This is a genomic window from Bacillus sp. AY18-3 (assembly GCF_008042305.1).
GTDB lineage: Bacteria > Bacillota > Bacilli > Bacillales > Bacillaceae_G > Bacillus_A > Bacillus_A wiedmannii.
In genome coordinates this window covers 18,873-37,927 of record NZ_QKQR01000040.1, presented here as the reverse complement: position 1 = coordinate 37,927, position 19,055 = coordinate 18,873, and the positions used below count along the sequence as shown (strand labels likewise).

Annotated in this window: 16 protein-coding genes, 1 pseudogene, 1 riboswitch and 2 other annotated features; of the genes and pseudogenes, 13 read left to right on the top strand and 4 right to left on the bottom strand. The window is 33.9% G+C overall.

Features of this window, described 5'->3' with window-relative positions:
• Nucleotides 1-89: 89 nt before the first annotated feature.
• A riboswitch (glycine riboswitch) is annotated at nt 90-210 on the bottom strand.
• A gap of 208 nt (nt 211-418) precedes the next feature.
• A complete protein-coding gene (locus DM800_RS27495) occupies nt 419-994 on the bottom strand; it encodes a hypothetical protein (RefSeq protein WP_088081789.1) in 576 nt (191 codons plus the stop codon).
• A gap of 132 nt (nt 995-1,126) precedes the next feature.
• On the opposite strand from DM800_RS27495, the gene DM800_RS27490 reads away from it, so the two are divergent.
• The 4 genes from DM800_RS27490 to thrS all read left to right on the top strand — a co-directional run bounded on the left by DM800_RS27490 (nt 1,127) and on the right by thrS (nt 5,781).
• Nucleotides 1,127-1,492, top strand: coding sequence for a hypothetical protein (locus DM800_RS27490; RefSeq protein WP_147788060.1), 366 nt, complete (start codon nt 1,127-1,129; stop codon nt 1,490-1,492).
• A gap of 206 nt (nt 1,493-1,698) precedes the next feature.
• Nucleotides 1,699-2,319, top strand: coding sequence for a YdbC family protein (locus DM800_RS27485; RefSeq protein WP_147788059.1), 621 nt, complete (start codon nt 1,699-1,701; stop codon nt 2,317-2,319).
• Nucleotides 2,320-2,502: 183 nt separating this feature from the next.
• Nucleotides 2,503-3,210 carry a 23S rRNA pseudouridine(2604) synthase RluF gene (gene rluF, locus DM800_RS27480; RefSeq protein WP_001222161.1) on the top strand — a complete coding sequence of 236 codons (708 nt, stop codon included), beginning with the start codon at nt 2,503-2,505 and terminating at the stop codon, nt 3,208-3,210.
• Nucleotides 3,211-3,335: 125 nt separating this feature from the next.
• Nucleotides 3,336-3,559: a binding site (T-box leader), on the top strand.
• A 35-nt stretch (nt 3,560-3,594) separates the two neighbouring features.
• Nucleotides 3,595-3,817: a binding site (T-box leader), on the top strand.
• A gap of 44 nt (nt 3,818-3,861) precedes the next feature.
• The gene (gene thrS / locus DM800_RS27475; protein WP_147788058.1) at nt 3,862-5,781 is read left to right on the top strand and encodes a threonine--tRNA ligase; all 1,920 of its coding nucleotides are present in this window, start codon (nt 3,862-3,864) and stop codon (nt 5,779-5,781) included.
• A 103-nt stretch (nt 5,782-5,884) separates the two neighbouring features.
• Here thrS and DM800_RS27470 read toward each other — a convergent pair whose 3' ends face one another.
• Nucleotides 5,885-6,367: a DUF2975 domain-containing protein gene (locus DM800_RS27470; protein ID WP_147788057.1), complete on the bottom strand. Its 483-nt coding sequence runs from the start codon at nt 6,365-6,367 to the stop codon at nt 5,885-5,887.
• Nucleotides 6,368-6,754: 387 nt separating this feature from the next.
• Between DM800_RS27470 and DM800_RS27465 the strand changes: the two genes are divergently transcribed.
• The 7 genes and pseudogenes from DM800_RS27465 (at nt 6,755) to DM800_RS27435 (ending at nt 14,468) form a co-directional block, all read left to right on the top strand.
• The gene (locus tag DM800_RS27465) at nt 6,755-7,522 is read left to right on the top strand and encodes an ABC transporter ATP-binding protein (protein WP_147788056.1); all 768 of its coding nucleotides are present in this window, start codon (nt 6,755-6,757) and stop codon (nt 7,520-7,522) included.
• Between the two features lie 11 nt (nt 7,523-7,533).
• Nucleotides 7,534-9,417: an FtsX-like permease family protein gene (locus DM800_RS27460; protein WP_147788055.1), complete on the top strand. Its 1,884-nt coding sequence runs from the start codon at nt 7,534-7,536 to the stop codon at nt 9,415-9,417.
• Nucleotides 9,418-9,563: 146 nt separating this feature from the next.
• Complete coding sequence (locus DM800_RS27455; protein ID WP_255447096.1) at nt 9,564-10,835, top strand: MFS transporter; 1,272 nt, start codon at nt 9,564-9,566, stop codon at nt 10,833-10,835.
• 52 nt (nt 10,836-10,887) lie between these two features.
• Nucleotides 10,888-11,754: an ABC transporter permease subunit gene (locus tag DM800_RS27450; protein WP_147788053.1), complete on the top strand. Its 867-nt coding sequence runs from the start codon at nt 10,888-10,890 to the stop codon at nt 11,752-11,754.
• A gap of 1 nt (nt 11,755) precedes the next feature.
• Nucleotides 11,756-12,759: pseudogene (locus DM800_RS27445) on the top strand (ABC transporter permease subunit).
• A gap of 108 nt (nt 12,760-12,867) precedes the next feature.
• Entirely contained in the window at nt 12,868-13,626 is a 759-nt protein-coding gene (locus DM800_RS27440; RefSeq protein ID WP_046955760.1) for an alpha/beta fold hydrolase, read from the top strand.
• Nucleotides 13,623-14,468: a DUF2785 domain-containing protein gene (locus tag DM800_RS27435; protein ID WP_098134188.1), complete on the top strand. Its 846-nt coding sequence runs from the start codon at nt 13,623-13,625 to the stop codon at nt 14,466-14,468. Before DM800_RS27440 ends, DM800_RS27435 begins: the two co-directional genes overlap by 4 nt.
• A gap of 408 nt (nt 14,469-14,876) precedes the next feature.
• Here DM800_RS27435 and DM800_RS27430 read toward each other — a convergent pair whose 3' ends face one another.
• Nucleotides 14,877-16,577: a pyruvate oxidase gene (locus tag DM800_RS27430; protein ID WP_147788052.1), complete on the bottom strand. Its 1,701-nt coding sequence runs from the start codon at nt 16,575-16,577 to the stop codon at nt 14,877-14,879.
• An 82-nt stretch (nt 16,578-16,659) separates the two neighbouring features.
• The gene (locus tag DM800_RS27425) at nt 16,660-17,397 is read right to left on the bottom strand and encodes a ZIP family metal transporter (protein ID WP_147788051.1); all 738 of its coding nucleotides are present in this window, start codon (nt 17,395-17,397) and stop codon (nt 16,660-16,662) included.
• A gap of 135 nt (nt 17,398-17,532) precedes the next feature.
• Between DM800_RS27425 and DM800_RS27420 the strand changes: the two genes are divergently transcribed.
• Both DM800_RS27420 and DM800_RS27415 read left to right on the top strand, forming a co-directional pair.
• Nucleotides 17,533-18,321, top strand: coding sequence for a class I SAM-dependent DNA methyltransferase (locus DM800_RS27420; RefSeq protein WP_147788050.1), 789 nt, complete (start codon nt 17,533-17,535; stop codon nt 18,319-18,321).
• Nucleotides 18,322-18,369: 48 nt separating this feature from the next.
• A complete protein-coding gene (locus tag DM800_RS27415; protein WP_147788049.1) occupies nt 18,370-19,032 on the top strand; it encodes an immunity protein Imm33 domain-containing protein in 663 nt (220 codons plus the stop codon).
• Nucleotides 19,033-19,055 lie beyond the last annotated feature (23 nt).

Below are 19,055 nucleotides of genomic sequence, written 5' to 3'. Positions count from 1 at the left end.
GAAAAAATAAAAACCACTTCAAGTAAATGAAATGGTCTCTGGAGAAACAAGGGATAGAAAAATAAACCGATACAAATCGGCATTTTCTTTCGCTTGTCTCTGTCCTTTTACCTGAGAGATTATCCGCTATAGTAGCGGATTTGCTCCTTCGGTGCTCTTTTTCCTCCACGCTATATAAAAGCGAGAGGGAGTCTCTCCAGAGATTCGTCCCCATGCAGTTCTACTTGTAAACAAGACCTGAGAGTTTCAAAGTTGATTCAGCAACTTTTTGCCCCGTCGGTAGATCAATAGACCTTCTCCTGAATGGTTCATCCGAATTATAAAATTTATAAAAATATTGATTGTAAATCAATAAAAACATTATAGACAGACAAAATATGAATTGCAATCTTTTTTTATTTTAAAATAGTAACCAGTTTTATTTTTTTGCAAGTCCTAATTTAACTTCAACTTCATTTAACGTAGATAAAGCGAGGACAATATGTTGGTCCGCAAGTCCTAAAGCATGTTTAGTATTTTCAATTGTTTCATTGGATAGAGTAGAGTTATTTGCTCCGTCTATAATTAAATTTGCTGCGTTTTTCATAAATTTAGAAGCAGTCTTAAATTCAGTTGTGAAATAAATTAGTTGTTCTTGTATTTGTACTTCCGATATATTTTCTTTAATTTTCACAGTGTCTATTTCGTTCATGATTTTTTCATATTGTTTGGAAATAGCAGTCATTGTGACTAATAGTTTATCTCTGTCTACTGAATCTCCGTTCGTGTTAATCTCTTCCCAGGTAGGCAACCAATCTTTTTCGATGATGTCATTATAATTTGTAGTTAATTCATCAATTTTTGGTTGTAATTTAGTTTTAAAACTTTTTGTATCAATTGTTTCTACGGTAGTTTTTTCGTTATTATTTTTATCTTTAGTTGTGTAGAAAATCGTACAGGTAATAATAAAAATAGAAATAACGATTGTCCATTTATTAAAAAATAATTTCTTCAATGGGTAATACCTCCAAAAATAAATATCTTCTAATTATAATATATAACAATAATATTGTTAATAATAGAGAATATAGTCTGGAATTAATTTAAATTATATTTTTTATATACGTGAATAATTAATATTGGTAAAATAATGAAAGTAATATGTGAGAAAAGAGGGTTTTTAGTGAAAATGAATAGAAGAAAACTAGTTTCAAATATTTCAACGGTTGTGTTATTAGCTGGTTTATTTACACTTATATATTTAGACAAAGAATCTAAAATTGAAGATTTTCCAGTACCAATGTCAGCAATTCATATTAACGATGATAAGGAAGAGGAGTATAAATATATAAGTGTAATGCCTATTACAAAGGCTAGTGGATGGGAGAACTTAGGGGAAAACGGACATACTGTTAGTTTTAAAAAAGAGGAGCGGAAGGTAACTGTATTACATTATCCAGGAGAAATTACATATTATTTATTTGAACAAAAGGTGAATAAGGAAGGGAGATAAGATAAAGTTGTAATTCGTTAAGGGTTACATCTTTTCTTTTGATTCTGAATTATTTGAAATAAAATCAGATAGATGGTTTGATAGATATAGTGATAAATATGATTAGTTCTATATGCACATAAAGAGTAATGAGGAGATTATAAAAATATTATGTAAACTGAAAATTATAAGTGGAAGGTAAATTATATCTTAAGGGGGAGTTAAAAATGTTAATAAAAACAATCTACTGTAAAGTGGAAGAAGAGAAAAAAGAGTTATTTTCAAAAGCACAAGAAAAATGGCAAGCTATACAGCAGCTAGATGGATTTCATGGGCAATTTGGTGGATGGTATGAGGATGAGGCATGTGTATTTACTTTATGGGAAGATAGAAGTGCGTATCAATCATTTATGAATGCTGCTCACGATACCATTTATTTAAATAGTAATCAAGAGGATACGTTTCTTTCATGTGAAATTGAATTGTTTCAAACGTTGTATGATATAACTGATATGCCTTTGAAAGACGTAGTTACAGAAGGAACATTCGTAAGAGTTGCTATATGTGATGTAAAGGTGGGAAAGGAAAAGTATTTCTTACATAAACAAGAAACAATTTGGAATAAAGGGATGAAAAATGCAAAAGGGATGTTAGGTGGAGTTATTGGGAAGTCTTTAAAAACTGAAAATCGTTACATTGTGCTAACTTATTGGAAAGATGAAATGACGCATCAAAATTATGTAGAAGAGATTTTCCCTGAGTTGTTTAAACTAGCTAATATTCATGATGATTTAAAAAATATAAGAGGTAAACAAGCTATATGTAAGGAAGAGTGGCTTGTATATTAAGTGTACAAAACGTGCATAAATGAATGTATAATAAAGATATTTTCTTATAAACGAGTAATTAATAGAAGACGTTATATACCCTTTCATGTTAATATATTTAAGTTATAATAGAAGGCTTACCCTTTTGTATTGTACGGTAGAAGCAGTGTGAGCTTGAATTTTTTTGAAAAGGATGTGCCTAATTTGCGTATCAATAAATTTATTAGTGAAGCTGGAAAAGCGTCTCGACGTGGAGCAGATAAACTAATTAATGAGAGAAGAGTAATTATTAACGGTAAGGTTGCAAAAATTGGTGACCAAGTAAATCCAGGTGATGATGTACGCGTAAATGGAGAGCAACTTCGTATTGCTCGAGATCACGTATATATCGCTTTAAATAAACCAGTAGGTATTACATGTACGAGTGAAAAAGCTGTAAAAGGTAATATTATCGATTTAGTGAATCATCCATTACGAATTAGTCACATTGGACGTCTTGATAAAGACTCAGACGGTTTAATTTTATTAACGAATGATGGTGATATTGTAAATGAAATTTTACGTGCTGAAAACAAACATGAAAAAGAATATATCGTTTCAGTAGATAAGCCAATTACACCTGATTTTCTAGAGAAAATGGCAGCTGGTGTGAAAATTTTAGGAACGAAAACGCTTCCTTGTGAGGTAACACAGTTATCAAAATATGAATTCCAAATTATTTTAACTCAAGGGTTGAATCGTCAAATTCGTCGTATGTGTGAAGCTTTAGGTTATCAAGTATACACTTTAAAGCGTACAAGAATTATGAATATAGAATTAAATAATTTACCTGTTGGACAGTGGAGAGATTTATCGAAGAAAGAGAAACGACGTCTATTTTCAGACTTAAATTACGAACCACAAGATTGGTAAAATTGAGAAGAGGAAACCAAAAATCTATTTTTGGTTTCTTTTTTTATTTAATAAAAAATCATTTTTAAACACTTGCAAAAATAAAATGAATAAGATATAGTAAATAACAATTAATGGATGTACTTTTAAAAGCAAAGAAAAGGACACGAGTTATTTTATCCGGTTATACAGAGAAGGAAGGAAAGCTGAGAACTTCCTAACGCAGAAAAATAACTTACCACCTTAGAGCTGCACTGGGGAAACTAAGTATCTAGTGCCGTGTAAGCGACGTTATCGCAAAAGAAGCCATTATGTTTTTTGTGATGGGAATCTGGGTGGAACCACGGATATAAGCATATTCGTCCCTATTTTAGGGATGAATATGCTTTTTTGTATTCAATTTCATAATAAGCGAAGAAAAGGACACGAGTTATTTTATCCGGTTATACAGAGAAGGAAGGAAAGCTGAGAACTTCCTAACGCAGAAAAATAACTTACCACCTTAGAGCTGCACTGGGGAAATTAAGTATCTAGTGCCGTGTAAACGACGTTACCGTAAAAGAAGCCATTGTATATTTACAATGGGAATCTGGGTGGAACCACGGGTAAAAGCACGCTCGTCCCTATTTTAGGGATGAGTGTGCTTTTTATTATGAAATGGAGAGATGAAAAATGAAAGAACAGATGATTGAAATGAAATTTCCGGATGGAAGCGTTAAAGAATTTGTAAAAGGAATTACTTTAGAAGAAATTGCGGGATCCATTAGCAGTAGTTTAAAAAAGAAAGCAGTCGCAGGGAAAGTAAATGATCAGTTATATGATTTACGCCGAAATATTGAAGAAAATGCGGAAGTAGAAATCGTTACTATAGATTCAAATGAAGGGGTAGAAATTGCAAGACACTCTGCGGCACATATTTTAGCGCAAGCTGTAAAGAGAATGCATGGTAATGTAAACCTTGGTGTAGGACCTGTTATTGAAAATGGATTTTATTATGATATGGATCTTCCGAGTAGTGTAAACGTAGAAGATTTACCGGAAATCGAAAAAGAAATGAAAAAAATTATAAATGAAAATATAAAAATAGAGCGAGTTGAGGTTTCACGAGAAGGGGCAAAAAAATTGTTTCAAGAAAGGAATGATCACCTGAAATTAGAATTGTTAGAAGCGATCCCTAGTGGGGAAAGTGTAACACTATATAAGCAAGGTGAATTTGTAGATTTATGTAGAGGACCACATTTACCGTCAACAGGATATTTGAAAGCATTCCAATTAACTCACGTTTCTGGTGCATATTGGCGAGGTGATAGTAACAATCAAGTGCTTCAGCGTATATATGGTGTTGCGTTCTCTTCTCAAAAAGAATTAGAAGAGTATTTACATTTCGTTGAAGAAGCAGCAAAAAGAAATCATCGTAAATTAGGTAGTGAGCTGGAGTTATTTATGTTTTCTGAAGAGGCTCCGGGAATGCCATTTTATTTACCGAAAGGACAAATTATTCGTAATGAATTAGAAGCATTTTTAAGAGAAATTCAAAAAGAGTATAAGTATCAAGAAGTACGTACTCCGTTTATGATGAACCAAGAATTATGGGAGAAATCAGGACACTGGGGACATTACAAAGACAACATGTATTTCTCTGAAGTAGACAATAAAAGTTTCGCATTAAAACCAATGAACTGCCCAGGACATATGTTAATGTTCAAAAATAAATTACACTCTTATCGCGAATTGCCAATTCGTATGTGTGAGTTCGGTCAAGTACACCGACACGAATTTAGCGGGGCTTTAAACGGATTATTAAGAGTTCGTACTTTCTGCCAAGATGATGCTCATTTATTTGTAACTCCAGAACAAATTGAAGATGAAATTAAATCCGTAATGGCGCAAATTGATTACGTTTATAAAACTTTTGGATTCGAATATGAAGTAGAGCTTTCTACTCGTCCAGAAGATTCAATGGGTGATGATAAGTTGTGGGAGCAAGCAGAAGAGGCATTAGAAAATGTATTACATTCATTGAATTATAAATATAGACTAAATGAAGGTGACGGTGCATTTTACGGACCGAAAATCGACTTCCATATTAAAGACGCTTTAAATAGAAGTCATCAGTGCGGGACAATCCAACTAGATTTCCAAATGCCGGAGAAGTTTGATTTAAATTATATAGATGAGAAGAATGAAAAGAGAAGACCAGTTGTCATTCATAGGGCAGTATTAGGATCTCTGGACCGCTTCTTAGCGATATTAATTGAGCATTTTGGAGGTGCATTCCCGGCATGGGTGGCACCGGTTCAAGTGAAGGTCATTCCAGTTTCGAATGCAGTCCATGTACAATACGCGGATGAGATTGCGGATAAATTAGCACAAGCTGGTATTCGTGTTGAAAGAGATGTACGAGATGAAAAGTTAGGATATAAAATAAGAGAAGCACAAATGCAAAAAGTTCCTTATGTTCTTGTTATTGGGGATAAGGAGATGGAGAACGGATCTGTAAATGTACGTAAATACGGTGAAGACCAGTCAGAAGTTATTGAACTAAATGGGTTTGTGGAGAGTATAAAAGAGGAAATAAAAAATAAGAAATAGAGATTGATAAGAAAATACACCATTAACATGTATTACTGAATTTAAATGATGAAGGGATAGCTTAATCGCTATCCCTTCATCATTTATTGCCATATATTTCACTTCATACCGTTAAATCATTTTCTGATTTTATATTAATGGCTTCTTGTAAGAGTTTTTGGAGAACTGCAGCAAAAACAGCAATCACGATAGAGGAGAAAATAATGATCAATCCAATTGGTATAAAACTTGGAGGATCAATTTTTTTTGCCATTAGATAGTAGAGTGGCATACCTAGTATGTATATGATACCGATAGTGAGGGCACAGTATTTTATATTTTTTAAAGCCTTTACTGATAATACCGAGAACGCTTTGTTCTTATCAATATAACTTAAAAGTTTAAAAACTTGATACAGAGCGAAGTAAAAAGGTATGGTCGCTACGTACATATCGATTAAAACGAGAGATTTCATATAAGCAATAGCTGGATACAATTCTCCAGCGAAATTCCCGATTTTAGGAACTAAAAATATGCACAATGCAAGTACTACTATACCTATAAAAACAATAGCTAGTTTTAAAAAGAGTGTTGTAACTTGTTTCATAAAAAGCACCTCGTTTATTTAATGACAACATGATTTTATCATATAATTTATCGTTTTAAAAAAAATTATATTGTTTTTTAACTTATTATTATTGTTATTTATGTATCCTATTAATTTTGATGAAAATAAAAGCCTTTTTCATTACAAAGAAAATTCCCTTATAAAGTGGTCTGTAATATTTTTACCTTACAAAAATGTAAGGTAAATGTAAGCGAAATCGAAGGAACGAGTTTTAGAAAAGTGAGAATATGGAATAGGAAAAAGGTTTACGTAACTCGTGTAATCCTTTCTGATTGAAAAATTTAAAAATTATTAAGGATTTACATGAGAAAAAGATAAGAAATATGTGAGAAATTAATTTTATACAAAAGGGATGGAGTGAAAGAGATGTCAACAAATGTAGTTACTGTAGAAAGTGTAGAAAAAACGTATGGGAAAAGAAATGAGAATCAGTCAAAAGCGTTAAGGGGTGTGTCATTAAGTATTAAAGAAGGAGAATTCGTCGGGATTATGGGTCCTTCTGGATCTGGCAAAACGACACTACTTAATGTGATTAGTACGCTGGATCAAGCGACAGGTGGTAGCGTGACAATAGCTGGTACAAATATTACTTCTATGAAGGGGAATGCATTATCTGATTTTCGATCTCAAAAATTAGGATTCATTTTTCAAGATTTTAACTTACTTGAAAACTTATCAATTTATGAAAATATCGCTTTACCACTTTCTCTGCAAGGCGTACCTTCAAGTGAGATTACGGGGAAGGTAAATGAGGTTGCAAAGAAATTAGGGATTATTGAAATTTTAACGAAATATCCAACTGCTGTTTCTGGTGGACAAAAGCAAAGAACGGCGGCAGCACGAGCTTTAGTACATAATCCAGCAATCGTATTAGCAGATGAACCGACTGGTGCGCTTGATAGTAAAAATGCAAAAAGCTTATTAGAAGCGATGCAAGATTTACATGAAAATCACAATGTAAGTATTTTGATGGTTACACACGATGCATTTAGTGCGAGTTATTGTGAGCGTATTTTATTTATTCAAGACGGTCTTCTTTATAAAGAGTTAAAGCGTCAAGGAACACGAGAAAATTTCTATCAAGACATTTTAGGTGTGCTCGCTCATATGGGCTCAGCTGCTGAGTCTAAGTAGGGGGCGAGACTATGTTATTCAAATTATCACGTCATAGTATGAAAAAGATGTTAAAAGATTATATGGTGTTACTTATTGGTCTCGTTATTAGTATTAGTATTTTCTACATGTTCCAAACGATGGCGATGAATAGTGAATTTACGAAGGATAATAGTCTTATTGGTAGTATTAGACTCGTATTTTGGGTAGGTGCCATACTATTATCTTTCATTACTGTATTTTATATTATATATGCCAATTCTTTCTTACTCACATTAAGAAGAAAAGAACTCGGTATGTACATGATGCTCGGTGCGAAAAAGAAAAAAGTAGCACAGTTATTATTTATTGAAACATTCGGTATGGGTATTGTCAGTATTATTATCGGGATCTTAGTAGGGATGTTACTTGCAAGTGTAGCAGGAAACTTTTTAATGAATGGTATGGAAATTTCAGCAAAAGGTAGTTATTCATCTGTATATACACCAGCAATCTTAGTTACAGCTATTTTCTTCTTAATACTATTTTTTATTACTGGTTTAATGAATAGCATCCGTTTATTACGTAAAACAGAATTAGAATTAATACGTGAAGATGAAACACTAGATGAAGTGAAGAAAAGTAAAACTCGCATTATTATAATGACTGTACTTGGTGTATTACTAGTAAGTACAGGATATTATTTTATGGTAAATATAAAAATGTTTGCTGAACTTGGTTTTATAATAGCGACAATCGTTACAACACTCGGAACATATTTTATCTTTAGTTCATTGCTTCCATTTTTTGTGATGAAAATTAAAGGGAATAAAAAACGAAATGAAACGGGCTTAAATAGTTTTACATATGCACAGCTACGCTTTCGAGTAAATAGTTTATCGAGAGTATTAGGTACCGTAGCGATGTTAATTGCATTAGGTGCAGGTGCGATGACGGCAGGGATGGCGTTCCAAAAAAATGTAGGTATTATGACAGACTTCTCTCGTGTATATGATGTCGTAATTCATGATCCAAATGATCAAGATAAAGCAGCCTTAAAAGAAATGGAAATTGTGGAAGAAAGCAAGTATAAGTATAAAGTAGATGGAGAAGCGGTTTATTATTTACGTAACGACTTAACTGAGAAACCACCACTTGTTTCAGACCACTTTGATACAAAAACTTTAAAAGAACCTGCTCGTAAACGTGTGGCTGAACCTTTAACTGAACCTGTTTATTCTGCTTTGGAAGCTCCTGAAGCAGCCAATAAACTTCCTCGTATGCCAAGGGATTGGGAAGATGCGGTTGTAAGAGAAATACAAATTACACATAATCAATTTAACGGAAAACCTGTAAGAATTGCTGATGAAGAACACTACAAAGCAGTTCAAGGAACGGAACATAGTGTAACATTAGCAAAAGTAGATGATATGAAAAAATATAAACCGTTGTTAATTGAAATAGACAAGAGACAAAAAGAACAAATTGAAAAAACAACAGGTGCAAAAGTAGACTTATTTACGAAAATGACAATTTATCAGTTTATGAACAGTTTCATGAGCGGAACAATGTTTATGGGGTTTTTCCTCGGGATTGCCTTTTTAGCGATGATGGCAAGTTCTCTTATGTTCAAAATTTTAACAGGTGCTTCTCGTGACGTACGCCGTTATGAAATGTTACGAAAAATCGGTGTGAGACGTAGTATGTTAACAAAAAGTATATATAAAGAAATTTCATATTTATTTATCTTCCCAGCGATTATTGGAATTTCCCACGTGTTAGTAGGGCTTAACTTATTTAGCTTTATATTAGTTGACCCGTTTGTAAAGGTGTGGGTGCCGATAGGGATTTTCTTAGTCATTTATTTCATCTATTACTGGATAACTGTTCAACTTTACAAAGGTATGGTAATGCCGAAAGAAGAGGTAGCTAAATAGTTTATGATATGAAAAGAGTCTTTGTTTAGAAAACAAGGGCTCTTTTTTTGTTTTTTATAAAGAAGGAAAAGATTGGATAATGGTCGAAAAATATAATGTAACTTCCAAGAAATGACTAAAATAATACTATTTTGTCGAGAGAAAGGATAAGAAGTATGAAAGAAATGTTACAGTTATTTCGCAACAAAGTGTACGCACGTTTTTTTCTAGCAAATATTTTAGAGCGACTCGGTTCTATGATTGCTGGAATTTCTTTAATGTTTTACTTGTTAGATCAATACGGAAAGCAACCAGTTTACGCAACGATGACACAAATTATGATTGCATTACCTGCATTAATCTTTTTTCTATTAGTAGGGACAGTAGTGGATCGCTTTGATAGACAGCGTATTTGTATGGTAAGTAACATATGTTGTTCGCTCTGTAATATCGGAATTCTAATTTCGCTTTATTACGGAATGATTATACTCGTCTTTATATTTTTATTTTTGGAAAATGCATGTATACAATTTTTCTCTCCATCAGAACAGTCGATGATACAGGGAGTAGTTGAATCAGACCAATATGGCGCAGCAGCAGGGATTAATCAAATGATAAATAGTTTGTATGCTTTATTTGGTGTAGGAATTGCAACGATGGTGTACTGGACTTTTGGAGTTTATGGGAGTGTTTTAGTAAATACGCTCACCTTTATTATGAGTGGTATTTTGATTCAAACGATATCCATTCCAGAAAAAGTTCGTTTGCCAAATGGGAGAACAAAATGGAAAGAAGTTAATTTGAAGATGTTAATAACAGAGTTTCAAGAAGGGATCAAGTATATATACCAAAATGAAACTTTAAAAAAATTACTTCTAGGATTTATCGTTTTTGGATTATTGAATGGTATTTTAAGCGTATCAACAACTTACATATTAAAATATAAATTAGCACCAGCAACGTATGAAAGTTTAGCGATGGTAGGCGGTGTAGTTGGAGGGGTTTCATTACTAATTGGAAGTATAATAGCAACAAGTGTAGGTAAGAAATATGCACCCAAACCTATTATTGTATTTGGTATGGCGGGCTCAGGGGTCTTTTTCGGTATGTGTTACTTTGTAAACTACGTATGGTCTTTTTATGTATGTATCGCTTTTGCGACTTTCTTTTTACCATTTATTAATGTTGCAATCATGGGCTGGATGTATGAAATTGTAGAAGAATCATTTATGGGACGCGTTCAAAGTTTACTTAGCCCATTAACGACAGGATTTCAACTTTTATCTCTTGGTGCGATAGCGATGCTGTTCCCGAAATGGATTCGTGCAGATACATTGTATATTATTTTATTTGGTTTATTATTTTTAGTTACGTGTTTATATCAAGCTATTTTACCTAGTGGGAAGAAGCGGATGCAAAGTATAGCTGAAGAGATGTAATATCTGGTTTTTTATTTCTGAATATTCTATCGGATAGTAAGGAGAAATCGTTATGTTGATGCGAATTGTTAAATGGTGGGGGGTTACTTGTTTACAGCTAGTAGCTGCTATTTTATGCATAATCTGCCTAGGTGCACTGCCACGTTTATTTAAGGGATTGCAAATTGATTTAATTGTTTTTTGGAACACGATTGTATTTCTTGGAGGGAAGTTACTTCAACCGGGTGAAATAACATATGGATTTCGGGACTCAAGAAAATTATTTCCGCAAATATGGATTCATTATATTGAAACAATGACTGTATTTCTCTCAGCGTTTTTACTATCTTTGCTTATAGCGTATGTACTTGTCGTTTGGGTATTGCAGCGTTCTCATATGAAGCAAAGAATATGGAACGGGGTTTTTCTTACGCTGGAGAGTATACCGGATATATTACTTATATTAGTATCAAAACTTCTTGTCGTAATTCTTTTTCAAAAAACAGGATTTATGTCGGTCAAACTGGCTGGATTAGGGGAAGAAAGAATACGTTTGTTACCGATCATATGTCTTACAATACCAACAACTTTATTGTTTATTAAACTGTTGTTATTACGATTTAAAGAAGAGTTAGAGAAAGATTATAGTTTGTTTGCCAAGAGTAAAGGATTAAGCTTACAGCATATTTTGACACATCATATTTCAAGAAATGTTTTATTGACGACAATTTATTATGCGAAAACAAATATATTATTTATGCTTTCCAATTTATATATTATTGAATGGATATTTAATACATATGGTATGTTTGTTTTTGTAAAAGAAAATTCTAAATTAGAAATATTTACAGTGAGTCTAGTAATATTATACGTACCGCTTTTTATACTATTTCGTATATTACATACACTCTTGCAAAATGTGATAAAGGAGCGTGTGTAGTATGTGGCAAGTTGTAAAAAGAGATGTGAGATTTTGGATAGGTATTACTTTTTTAAGTGTACTAATGATTGTTAGTATTGGATATACGGTGTTTTTTGATGGGAATATTCGCGAACTTACGATGATGTATAACGAAAAAGGAGAACTAGAGGCAGCTCCATTTTCGCCATCAAGTAAATTTTGGTTTGGAAGTGATGTGAAAGGCCGCGACATTGTTCAATTAATAATAGAAGGCGCGAAATGGACAGTTGGAGCGAGTATAATTATAGCGATTTTACGAGTTATAGTTGGAGGGGAGTTGGTTTACTTCTTGGTATGTATGGTAAACGTTCTTTTCCAGTTATTTCATCATTTTTTGATCCTTTTAGTATTGTACCAATGGTCATGATTTCTTATTTTATGTTAAATGAAGTTTTAACGTTTGACAGTGGAGCGGAAGTTGTGCCGTTGTATTTGCGGGTGGCATTTCAAATTATAGTTCTTGTATTTTTTGCTGTACCAACAGTTATGCTATATGTAGCGCAAGAAGTAAAACGTATTAAGAAAGAGGAATTTATGTTGGCAGCTACTGTTCTCGGCGGGAGTAAATGGCAGAGGTTGAAGCGCCATATATGGCCGCATATGTTACCACCATTTCTTTTATTAGTAGCCCAACAATTTGTGAGTACTTTATTGCTTCTTTTACACCTTGGTTTGTTGCAATTATTTTTTGGTGGAACAATAACCTTCAGTGGAATGGATCCAGATAGTGTAACAAAAGAATGGACTGGCCTAATTGGTCAAAACTTCCGCCATTTAACTACACATACATGGATTGTACTTATACCAATTGCTTTTTATAGTATGACAATTTTAGCGGGAAATCTAGTTAGTAATAGTATGCAAGATGCGATTAAACTAGGAAATATAAAAATACTTAAGAGCAAGGATAAAGAAGTAAAGGAAGAGAAACGAATACAAACTAATGTGAATGATTTTTCTTTCTATAGAGAGGTACAAAAATAAAAAAGATAGCTGAAGTTAAAAAACAGTAAAGTTTTAAAAGAAATAATAATCGAATTATTATGGGAATATCGATAGTGTAAATCCTATAATTGAACTGGGTGATTAAAAGTGACTATACAAAATAAAAAGATAATTGATATATGTGATAACCACAGACTATTAAATAAATATTCACGTAACAGTATTCCAAGCGTAATCTTCATAGCAGGGTTAGGCGATAGTTATGAGACATGGAAAAAAGTCCAAGACCGAATATCGCAAGAAACATCAACCTTTTCCTATAACAGGTCGGGTATTGGCAGGAGTCAAGTCGCATCCGTCCCGACGACTTGCTATAATCTAGTCGAGGAGCTAAACGAATTGTTGCTAGCGCTTGAAGTGGAGAAGCCCTATATATTGGTAGGACATTCTTTTGGTGGTTTGGTCGCTAGATTATATGCCAGCCTTTATCCACTGAACATCTGCGGTATGATTTTGGTTGACGCTGCACCGGAATATAAAGAACTTGCCTATGAAAAGGTTCTACCCGAAAATCTGCTTGCAAGAAATAGGGAATATTACGAGAATCCTATGTTGAATAGTGAGAAGATTGATAAAATACAAAGTTATAAGCAAATCGTTGATCATTCAAAGCAAAGTAACCTCCCTCTTGTAATTATTACAAGAGGTTTACCTGACAATGTTGAAGAGGGATGGCCATCTCAAGAAATATTGGAAATTGAGCAAAGACTCCAAGCAGAATTCCAATGGCTATCAACGTCAAGCAAGTACCGGATTGCTAGTCGAAGTGGACATTATATTCATCATGATGAGCCAGAAGTTGTTATAGAGGAGATTATGTTAATGTTGAAGGAGATGGGGAAATGAGCGATACAAGGACTAAATTGATGCTGGATTTGCAAAGAATTGAGAAGGATGAGTATCAGTTACGCGAAGGTGAGCAGCATCAAGATTTCTTACCTTTGTTACTTCAATATATTGGCGATCCTCAGCCAGAATTACGGGATAACCTGATTTATTCGATGTTTTATATGTGGATTAGAGAAGAGAATAGATTCAGTGAAGAGGAGTTACGAAGCCTCTTAACTGTTCTGACTGATGAGAACCATTTGTTCTATAGTATTGGTAGCGAGGATGATCAGTCAGTTTTTACAAGGACGTTCTCTGCTTTACCTATCGCTTTGATTGTGCAACGTCACAGACAGAATCCATTTTTTAATCAAGCGGAAATTGAGCAATTAATACATGCGATGCTCCGTTATTATAAAGAGGAGAAGGATCTGCGAGGTTACATTTCAGTAGGAGGCTGGGCTCACAGCGCGTCTCATGGTGCGGATGTTTTTGTCGAGCTGGTGCAGTGCGAGGAGAGCAGCGTCGCAATGCTGCGTGAGGTTCTTGTCGCTATTTCTGGCATGCTTCATAATGGTAGACACATTTTTAGCGATGAGGATGATGAGCGGTTGGTAAACATCGTGGATACGATGATTGACAAAGAGTTACTTCCACATCAAGAAATCGCTGATTGGATTAGCGGCTTAGCGCAATGCTGCAATTTGCCGAGAAGTCGCAGTCAGGTGATTGCTCGCGTGAACAGCAAAAATTTTTTACGCAGTCTCTATTTCAGAAGGGGAAAAGATAGCCGAGGGAATGAGCTTAACACTGTCATACTTAGTACTGAGGCAATTTTGAACAGGTTTTCTTTCAGTTAAAGGGTTAGAGGGGCCGGCCCCTTTTTATGTCAAGAAAAACAAGAAGAAACCATCCATTGGTAAAATGGAAGTACCACCCACCACGCACAAAAGGAGAGGCAAGGGCTGCAATTAAGGCAGTTTTTCCTCATTGAACTAAAGGGTAGCATTTCTGTAAAGATTGTGAAAAAATGCTTATTGAACTAACGCATGCGTTAGTTCAATAAGGTCTAAAAATGTTGTTTTAGTAAATGAGGTCATATGTAGTACAAAAAGGATAGATAATGCATATACTTTCTGCTTTGTCTATCCTCTTCTTTTTCGTCTATACAATGTGCAACATTATATAACTATTATTGATATACATATGCTAAATACCTATTTCTTGGTTCTAAATAAAACAAATCGTTTTCAGCTATCTTTTTTTGTTTAAAGTGGTGGTAAATCAATCTTACCTTCTTCAAATAATTCTTTTATCATATGCTTCGTATAACCAGCGGCTTGACCAAAGGTGATTTTTGCTGGCATTGGTGCTTCATTTACATCTACAACTACATCAATAATACACGGACTATTTTGTTTTACCGCACTTTCGAAAGCAGGAAGTAGTTCATCTACATTCTCAACACGGTATCCAATACCTCCGCACGCCTCTGCGTATTTTGCAAAATCAGGGTTTGTTAAGTCTGTACCAAATTCGATATTCCCCATAACTTCTTGTTCGAATTTAATCATGGCGATTTTATTATTGTTTAAAACGACGACAACGATTGGTAGTTTATATTTAACAGCTGTTACGAAATCGTTCATTGTCATTCCAAAACCACCGTCACCACAAACCGCAAATACTTGTTTATCCGGGAAAGCAATTTTTCCAGCAAGTGCACCAGGTAAACCGCAGCCAAGTGTTGCGAGCCAGCTAGAAATAATAAATTGCTGATTTGTCATACGAAAGTGCCTTGCTGTCCATACTGTTACATTTCCGACATCGACTGATAATATTGCATCATCATGAGCTACTTGTTGCAGTGCATGCATAACGCGTTGTGGTTTAATTGGAGTAGAAGAATCTTCTTCTTGATTGTGTAATTTTTCTTCCCACTTTTTCATCATTTCTTGATGATGCTCTAAGAAGGAATGGTCCTCGTGTTTTTCTACATTTTCAATTAACCATTTTAATGTTTTATCAGCATCACCAGCTAAGCCAATATCTGTTACGTAACGTTTTCCTATTTGGGCAGGATCAGTATCGATATGAATTGTTTTTGCTTTTTCGGGCAAGAAACCTGTGAACGGATAGGATGTACCAATCATAATTAAAGTATCCGCATGTTTCATTGCTTCATAAGAAGGTTTCGTTCCAATTAATCCTAATCCACCGATACAAAGTGGATGTTCATCAGGAATAATTCCTTTAGCTGGTAATGTAAGTACGATTGGAGCACCGATGTGTTCTGCGAAAGTAAGTAAAGATTCTCTCGCATGTTTCGCACCTTTTCCAGCTAAAATTACAGGCTTTTTCGCTTCATTTATTGCGAGTTTTGCAGCATGTAAATCTTCTTCTTGCGGAAATAATTCAGGTAATGTAAAAGAAGTATTTGTAACACGAGCACCACTTTTTACTTCGAATTTCGGAACATCATCTGGAATCGTAAGAACAGATACACCTTTTTTCGTATAAGCCATTCGAATCGCTTGATTCACGACAGCAGGCAACTGTTCTGCTGACATAATGCGCTGGTTATATACCGCAACATCATCGAATAATCTTTCTAAGTTTACTTCTTGGAAAAAATCCGTCCCGAGTAAATCTGTTTCTACTTGACCTGAAATTGCTAGAACAGGGGCTTTATCGAGTTTAGCATCATATAAACCATTTAATAAATGAATAGCACCGGGCCCTGCGATTGCCATACAAACGCCGAGTTTCCCTGTTAATTTCGCATAGGCAGCTGCTGCAAGTGCACCAGCTTCTTCATGGCGCACTTGAATAAATTTGATTTTATCTTGTTTTTTTCGTAAAGCTTCAATTATAGAATTGATGGAATCTCCAGGCATTCCGTATATATGTTCTACTCCCCAGTCAATTAAAAGGTCAACTAGAGCTTCACCCGCTGTTTTCCCAAACATAATTTTTCCTCCTTATAATTAGGTAGATACTATTATGTTTTGGAGAAAAAGGAAAAATATACAAATGATTATATTATTATCTTTAATGATGACCAGCGAATAGTGTAAATACTGTTATTAGTAAAAATCCACTAGTTGCCCATGTTAAAAATGTCAGGAAAGAGAGCTGTCTCTTTGCTTTCCAAAGCATTTCATGAATTGTAACATAGCCAAGGGAACCGATAGCACTTCCCATAATGAGCCCTTGTAGATGAAGAGCTTTTCCTTCCATCAAAATACCAAAAACAGTACCGGTACCGAGAATAAGTGAAAGTAATAAAGTTGTTAGTAAAAATGAAATATATTTATGCTTTGTAAAGAGAAAGGGGATAATTAAAGCTAATCCTTCAGGAATATGGTGAACAACGATTGCTATTAAAAAAGGAACTGCAGATTCAGCATGATTAATAAAAGCTGTACCTAAAGCAAATCCACTTGGCAAATTATGAATAAATATAGCAAAAGAAAGAAAAAGGAAAGTTTGCCACGCTTGTTGATCTTTTTTATGTATCATTGGATGGTGACAATAGTTATCTAATAAGCTCATAACTAAAATACCGATAGCTATACCAAGTATAGGCCCAATTATTTCATAGCTTGCAAATGTTTCAGGAATAATTTCAAGGGATAAAAGGCCAAGCAAAATTCCGCCACATAATGCATATAAACGATGCATTTTTTCTTCAATTAGTTGGCGCGTAGCAATGCCGACAGCACCGCCTAATAGTAATCCACCAAATGAAAAAAACGTAACAATCATTGGAATCCATAATCGTTCCATCGTATCACACTCCGATTCTTCCACTTATTTTTAGCTTACGAAAAGGAAAGTTAGATTAGTCCAAGTAATTATGTTTGATTATAGAGAAAAAACTAATAATTCGTTATAATTTATATATTAAACTTAAGTGGAAATATGAAATGGGGAATACGTTTGCAAACAAAATGGAGTCTATCTGAATACGAAAATCCAAAACGATATGATATAGAAAATAAAAGTCTGTCAGATTTTCCGTTCTTACTATCATGGGCACAAAAACTAAATATACAAAATGAATGGATTCTAGATATTGCCTGCGGAACAGGAAGGGTTACAATTCCATTTATAGAAAACGGATATCAAATGATTGGTGTAGATATACATGAAGGTATGCTTGCTGAAGCAAAGAGAAAATCTATGGATTGTAAAAAAGTAAAATGGTTACAACAAGACTGTTTACAATTAAAGATTGAAGAAACAATTCTGTTAGCATTTATGGTTGGTCATGGATTTCAACACTTTCTTACGAATACAGATCAAAATAAGTTATTAACATCTATTCATCATGTGTTAGCTGATAATGGTATATTTATATTCGATACACGTTTTCCTTCAAAAGAAGAATTAATACAACCATCTACAGAAGAATATTGGACAACTATTAGTGATGAAAAGGAAAGAAAATGCGATCTATATATTGAAATGACATACGATTCAATTCAGCAAATACAGCATTACATAACAACAAGAAGATTTTATGAGGGTGATATGCAAGTAGAAGAACTGAAAACAACGATTGATCTTCGCTATACGTATCCACAGGAGTTAGAAAGATTATTAGTAGTGAATGGTTTTGAATTATTACATATATATAATGATTGGGAAGGAAATGAGTTAGGGGAAGACTGCTATTCTATGGTAGTAGTTTGCCGGAAGAAAAAATAGTGTTATTTTTAAAATATGAGTGTGAAAAGCTTTTAAGGAGAGAAAAAGATGACTTGGTACTTAGATAATGTTTATGAAATAAATAAAGAAGCGCCCTATACATTCTATCTTCCTAGCTCAGAAGTTTTGGAGAAATTAAAGGTTGGAGATTTGGTAAAGTTAATTTTTGTAACTAAAATCGAAGACGAAGATGGGTTTCATGGTGAACGAATGTGGGTGGAAATCACTGAAAGAAATGAGAAAAAGTTTGTAGGGGAACTGATCAATGAGCCATATCGTTTAGATTTAAAAATAGGTGATAAAATTTCATTTGGAATTGAAAATATATGTGATACGGAATATAATGATCCAGCTTCAAAAGATTGGGATTTTTATTTTGATACGAAGGTAATTGTTAGTGATGATGTACTTGAAAAAAGAGAATTTAACTTTATTCTTAATGAGGGTTCAAGAGAAGAAGGTGACTCTGGTTGGTCAATATTAAGTGGCTATGAAAGTGATGACTATGTCAATAATCCTAAAAACTTTCAAATTATTTCAATTGGAGTCATTTTGAATATGGATGATTCTATTTTAAACTTTCTTGAGGAACCACCTTTATGTGCATATGAAAGAAATGATGAAGGTAGATTCTATAAAATTGAAGACTATGATTGGGATGTATATTTAAATGGAAAGGAGAAGGTACTACGTGTTAAAGAAAATCAGTAATTATTATTTTTGAGTGGGTGAAT

What these genes read in the sequence shown, in the direction of transcription:
- DM800_RS27425 (WP_147788051.1), bottom strand. Translation starts at nt 17,397, where the DNA reads ATGGAACGATTATGGATTCCAATGATTGTTACGTTTTTTTCATTTGGT.
- DM800_RS27450 (WP_147788053.1), top strand. Translation starts at nt 10,888, where the DNA reads ATGTTGATGCGAATTGTTAAATGGTGGGGGGTTACTTGTTTACAGCTA.
- DM800_RS27435 (WP_098134188.1), top strand. Translation starts at nt 13,623, where the DNA reads ATGAGCGATACAAGGACTAAATTGATGCTGGATTTGCAAAGAATTGAG.
- DM800_RS27470 (WP_147788057.1), bottom strand. Translation starts at nt 6,367, where the DNA reads ATGAAACAAGTTACAACACTCTTTTTAAAACTAGCTATTGTTTTTATA.
- DM800_RS27485 (WP_147788059.1), top strand. Translation starts at nt 1,699, where the DNA reads ATGTTAATAAAAACAATCTACTGTAAAGTGGAAGAAGAGAAAAAAGAG.
- DM800_RS27430 (WP_147788052.1), bottom strand. Translation starts at nt 16,577, where the DNA reads ATGTTTGGGAAAACAGCGGGTGAAGCTCTAGTTGACCTTTTAATTGAC.
- DM800_RS27415 (WP_147788049.1), top strand. Translation starts at nt 18,370, where the DNA reads ATGACTTGGTACTTAGATAATGTTTATGAAATAAATAAAGAAGCGCCC.
- thrS (WP_147788058.1), top strand. Translation starts at nt 3,862, where the DNA reads ATGAAAGAACAGATGATTGAAATGAAATTTCCGGATGGAAGCGTTAAA.
- DM800_RS27460 (WP_147788055.1), top strand. Translation starts at nt 7,534, where the DNA reads ATGTTATTCAAATTATCACGTCATAGTATGAAAAAGATGTTAAAAGAT.
- DM800_RS27420 (WP_147788050.1), top strand. Translation starts at nt 17,533, where the DNA reads ATGAAATGGGGAATACGTTTGCAAACAAAATGGAGTCTATCTGAATAC.
- DM800_RS27465 (WP_147788056.1), top strand. Translation starts at nt 6,755, where the DNA reads ATGTCAACAAATGTAGTTACTGTAGAAAGTGTAGAAAAAACGTATGGG.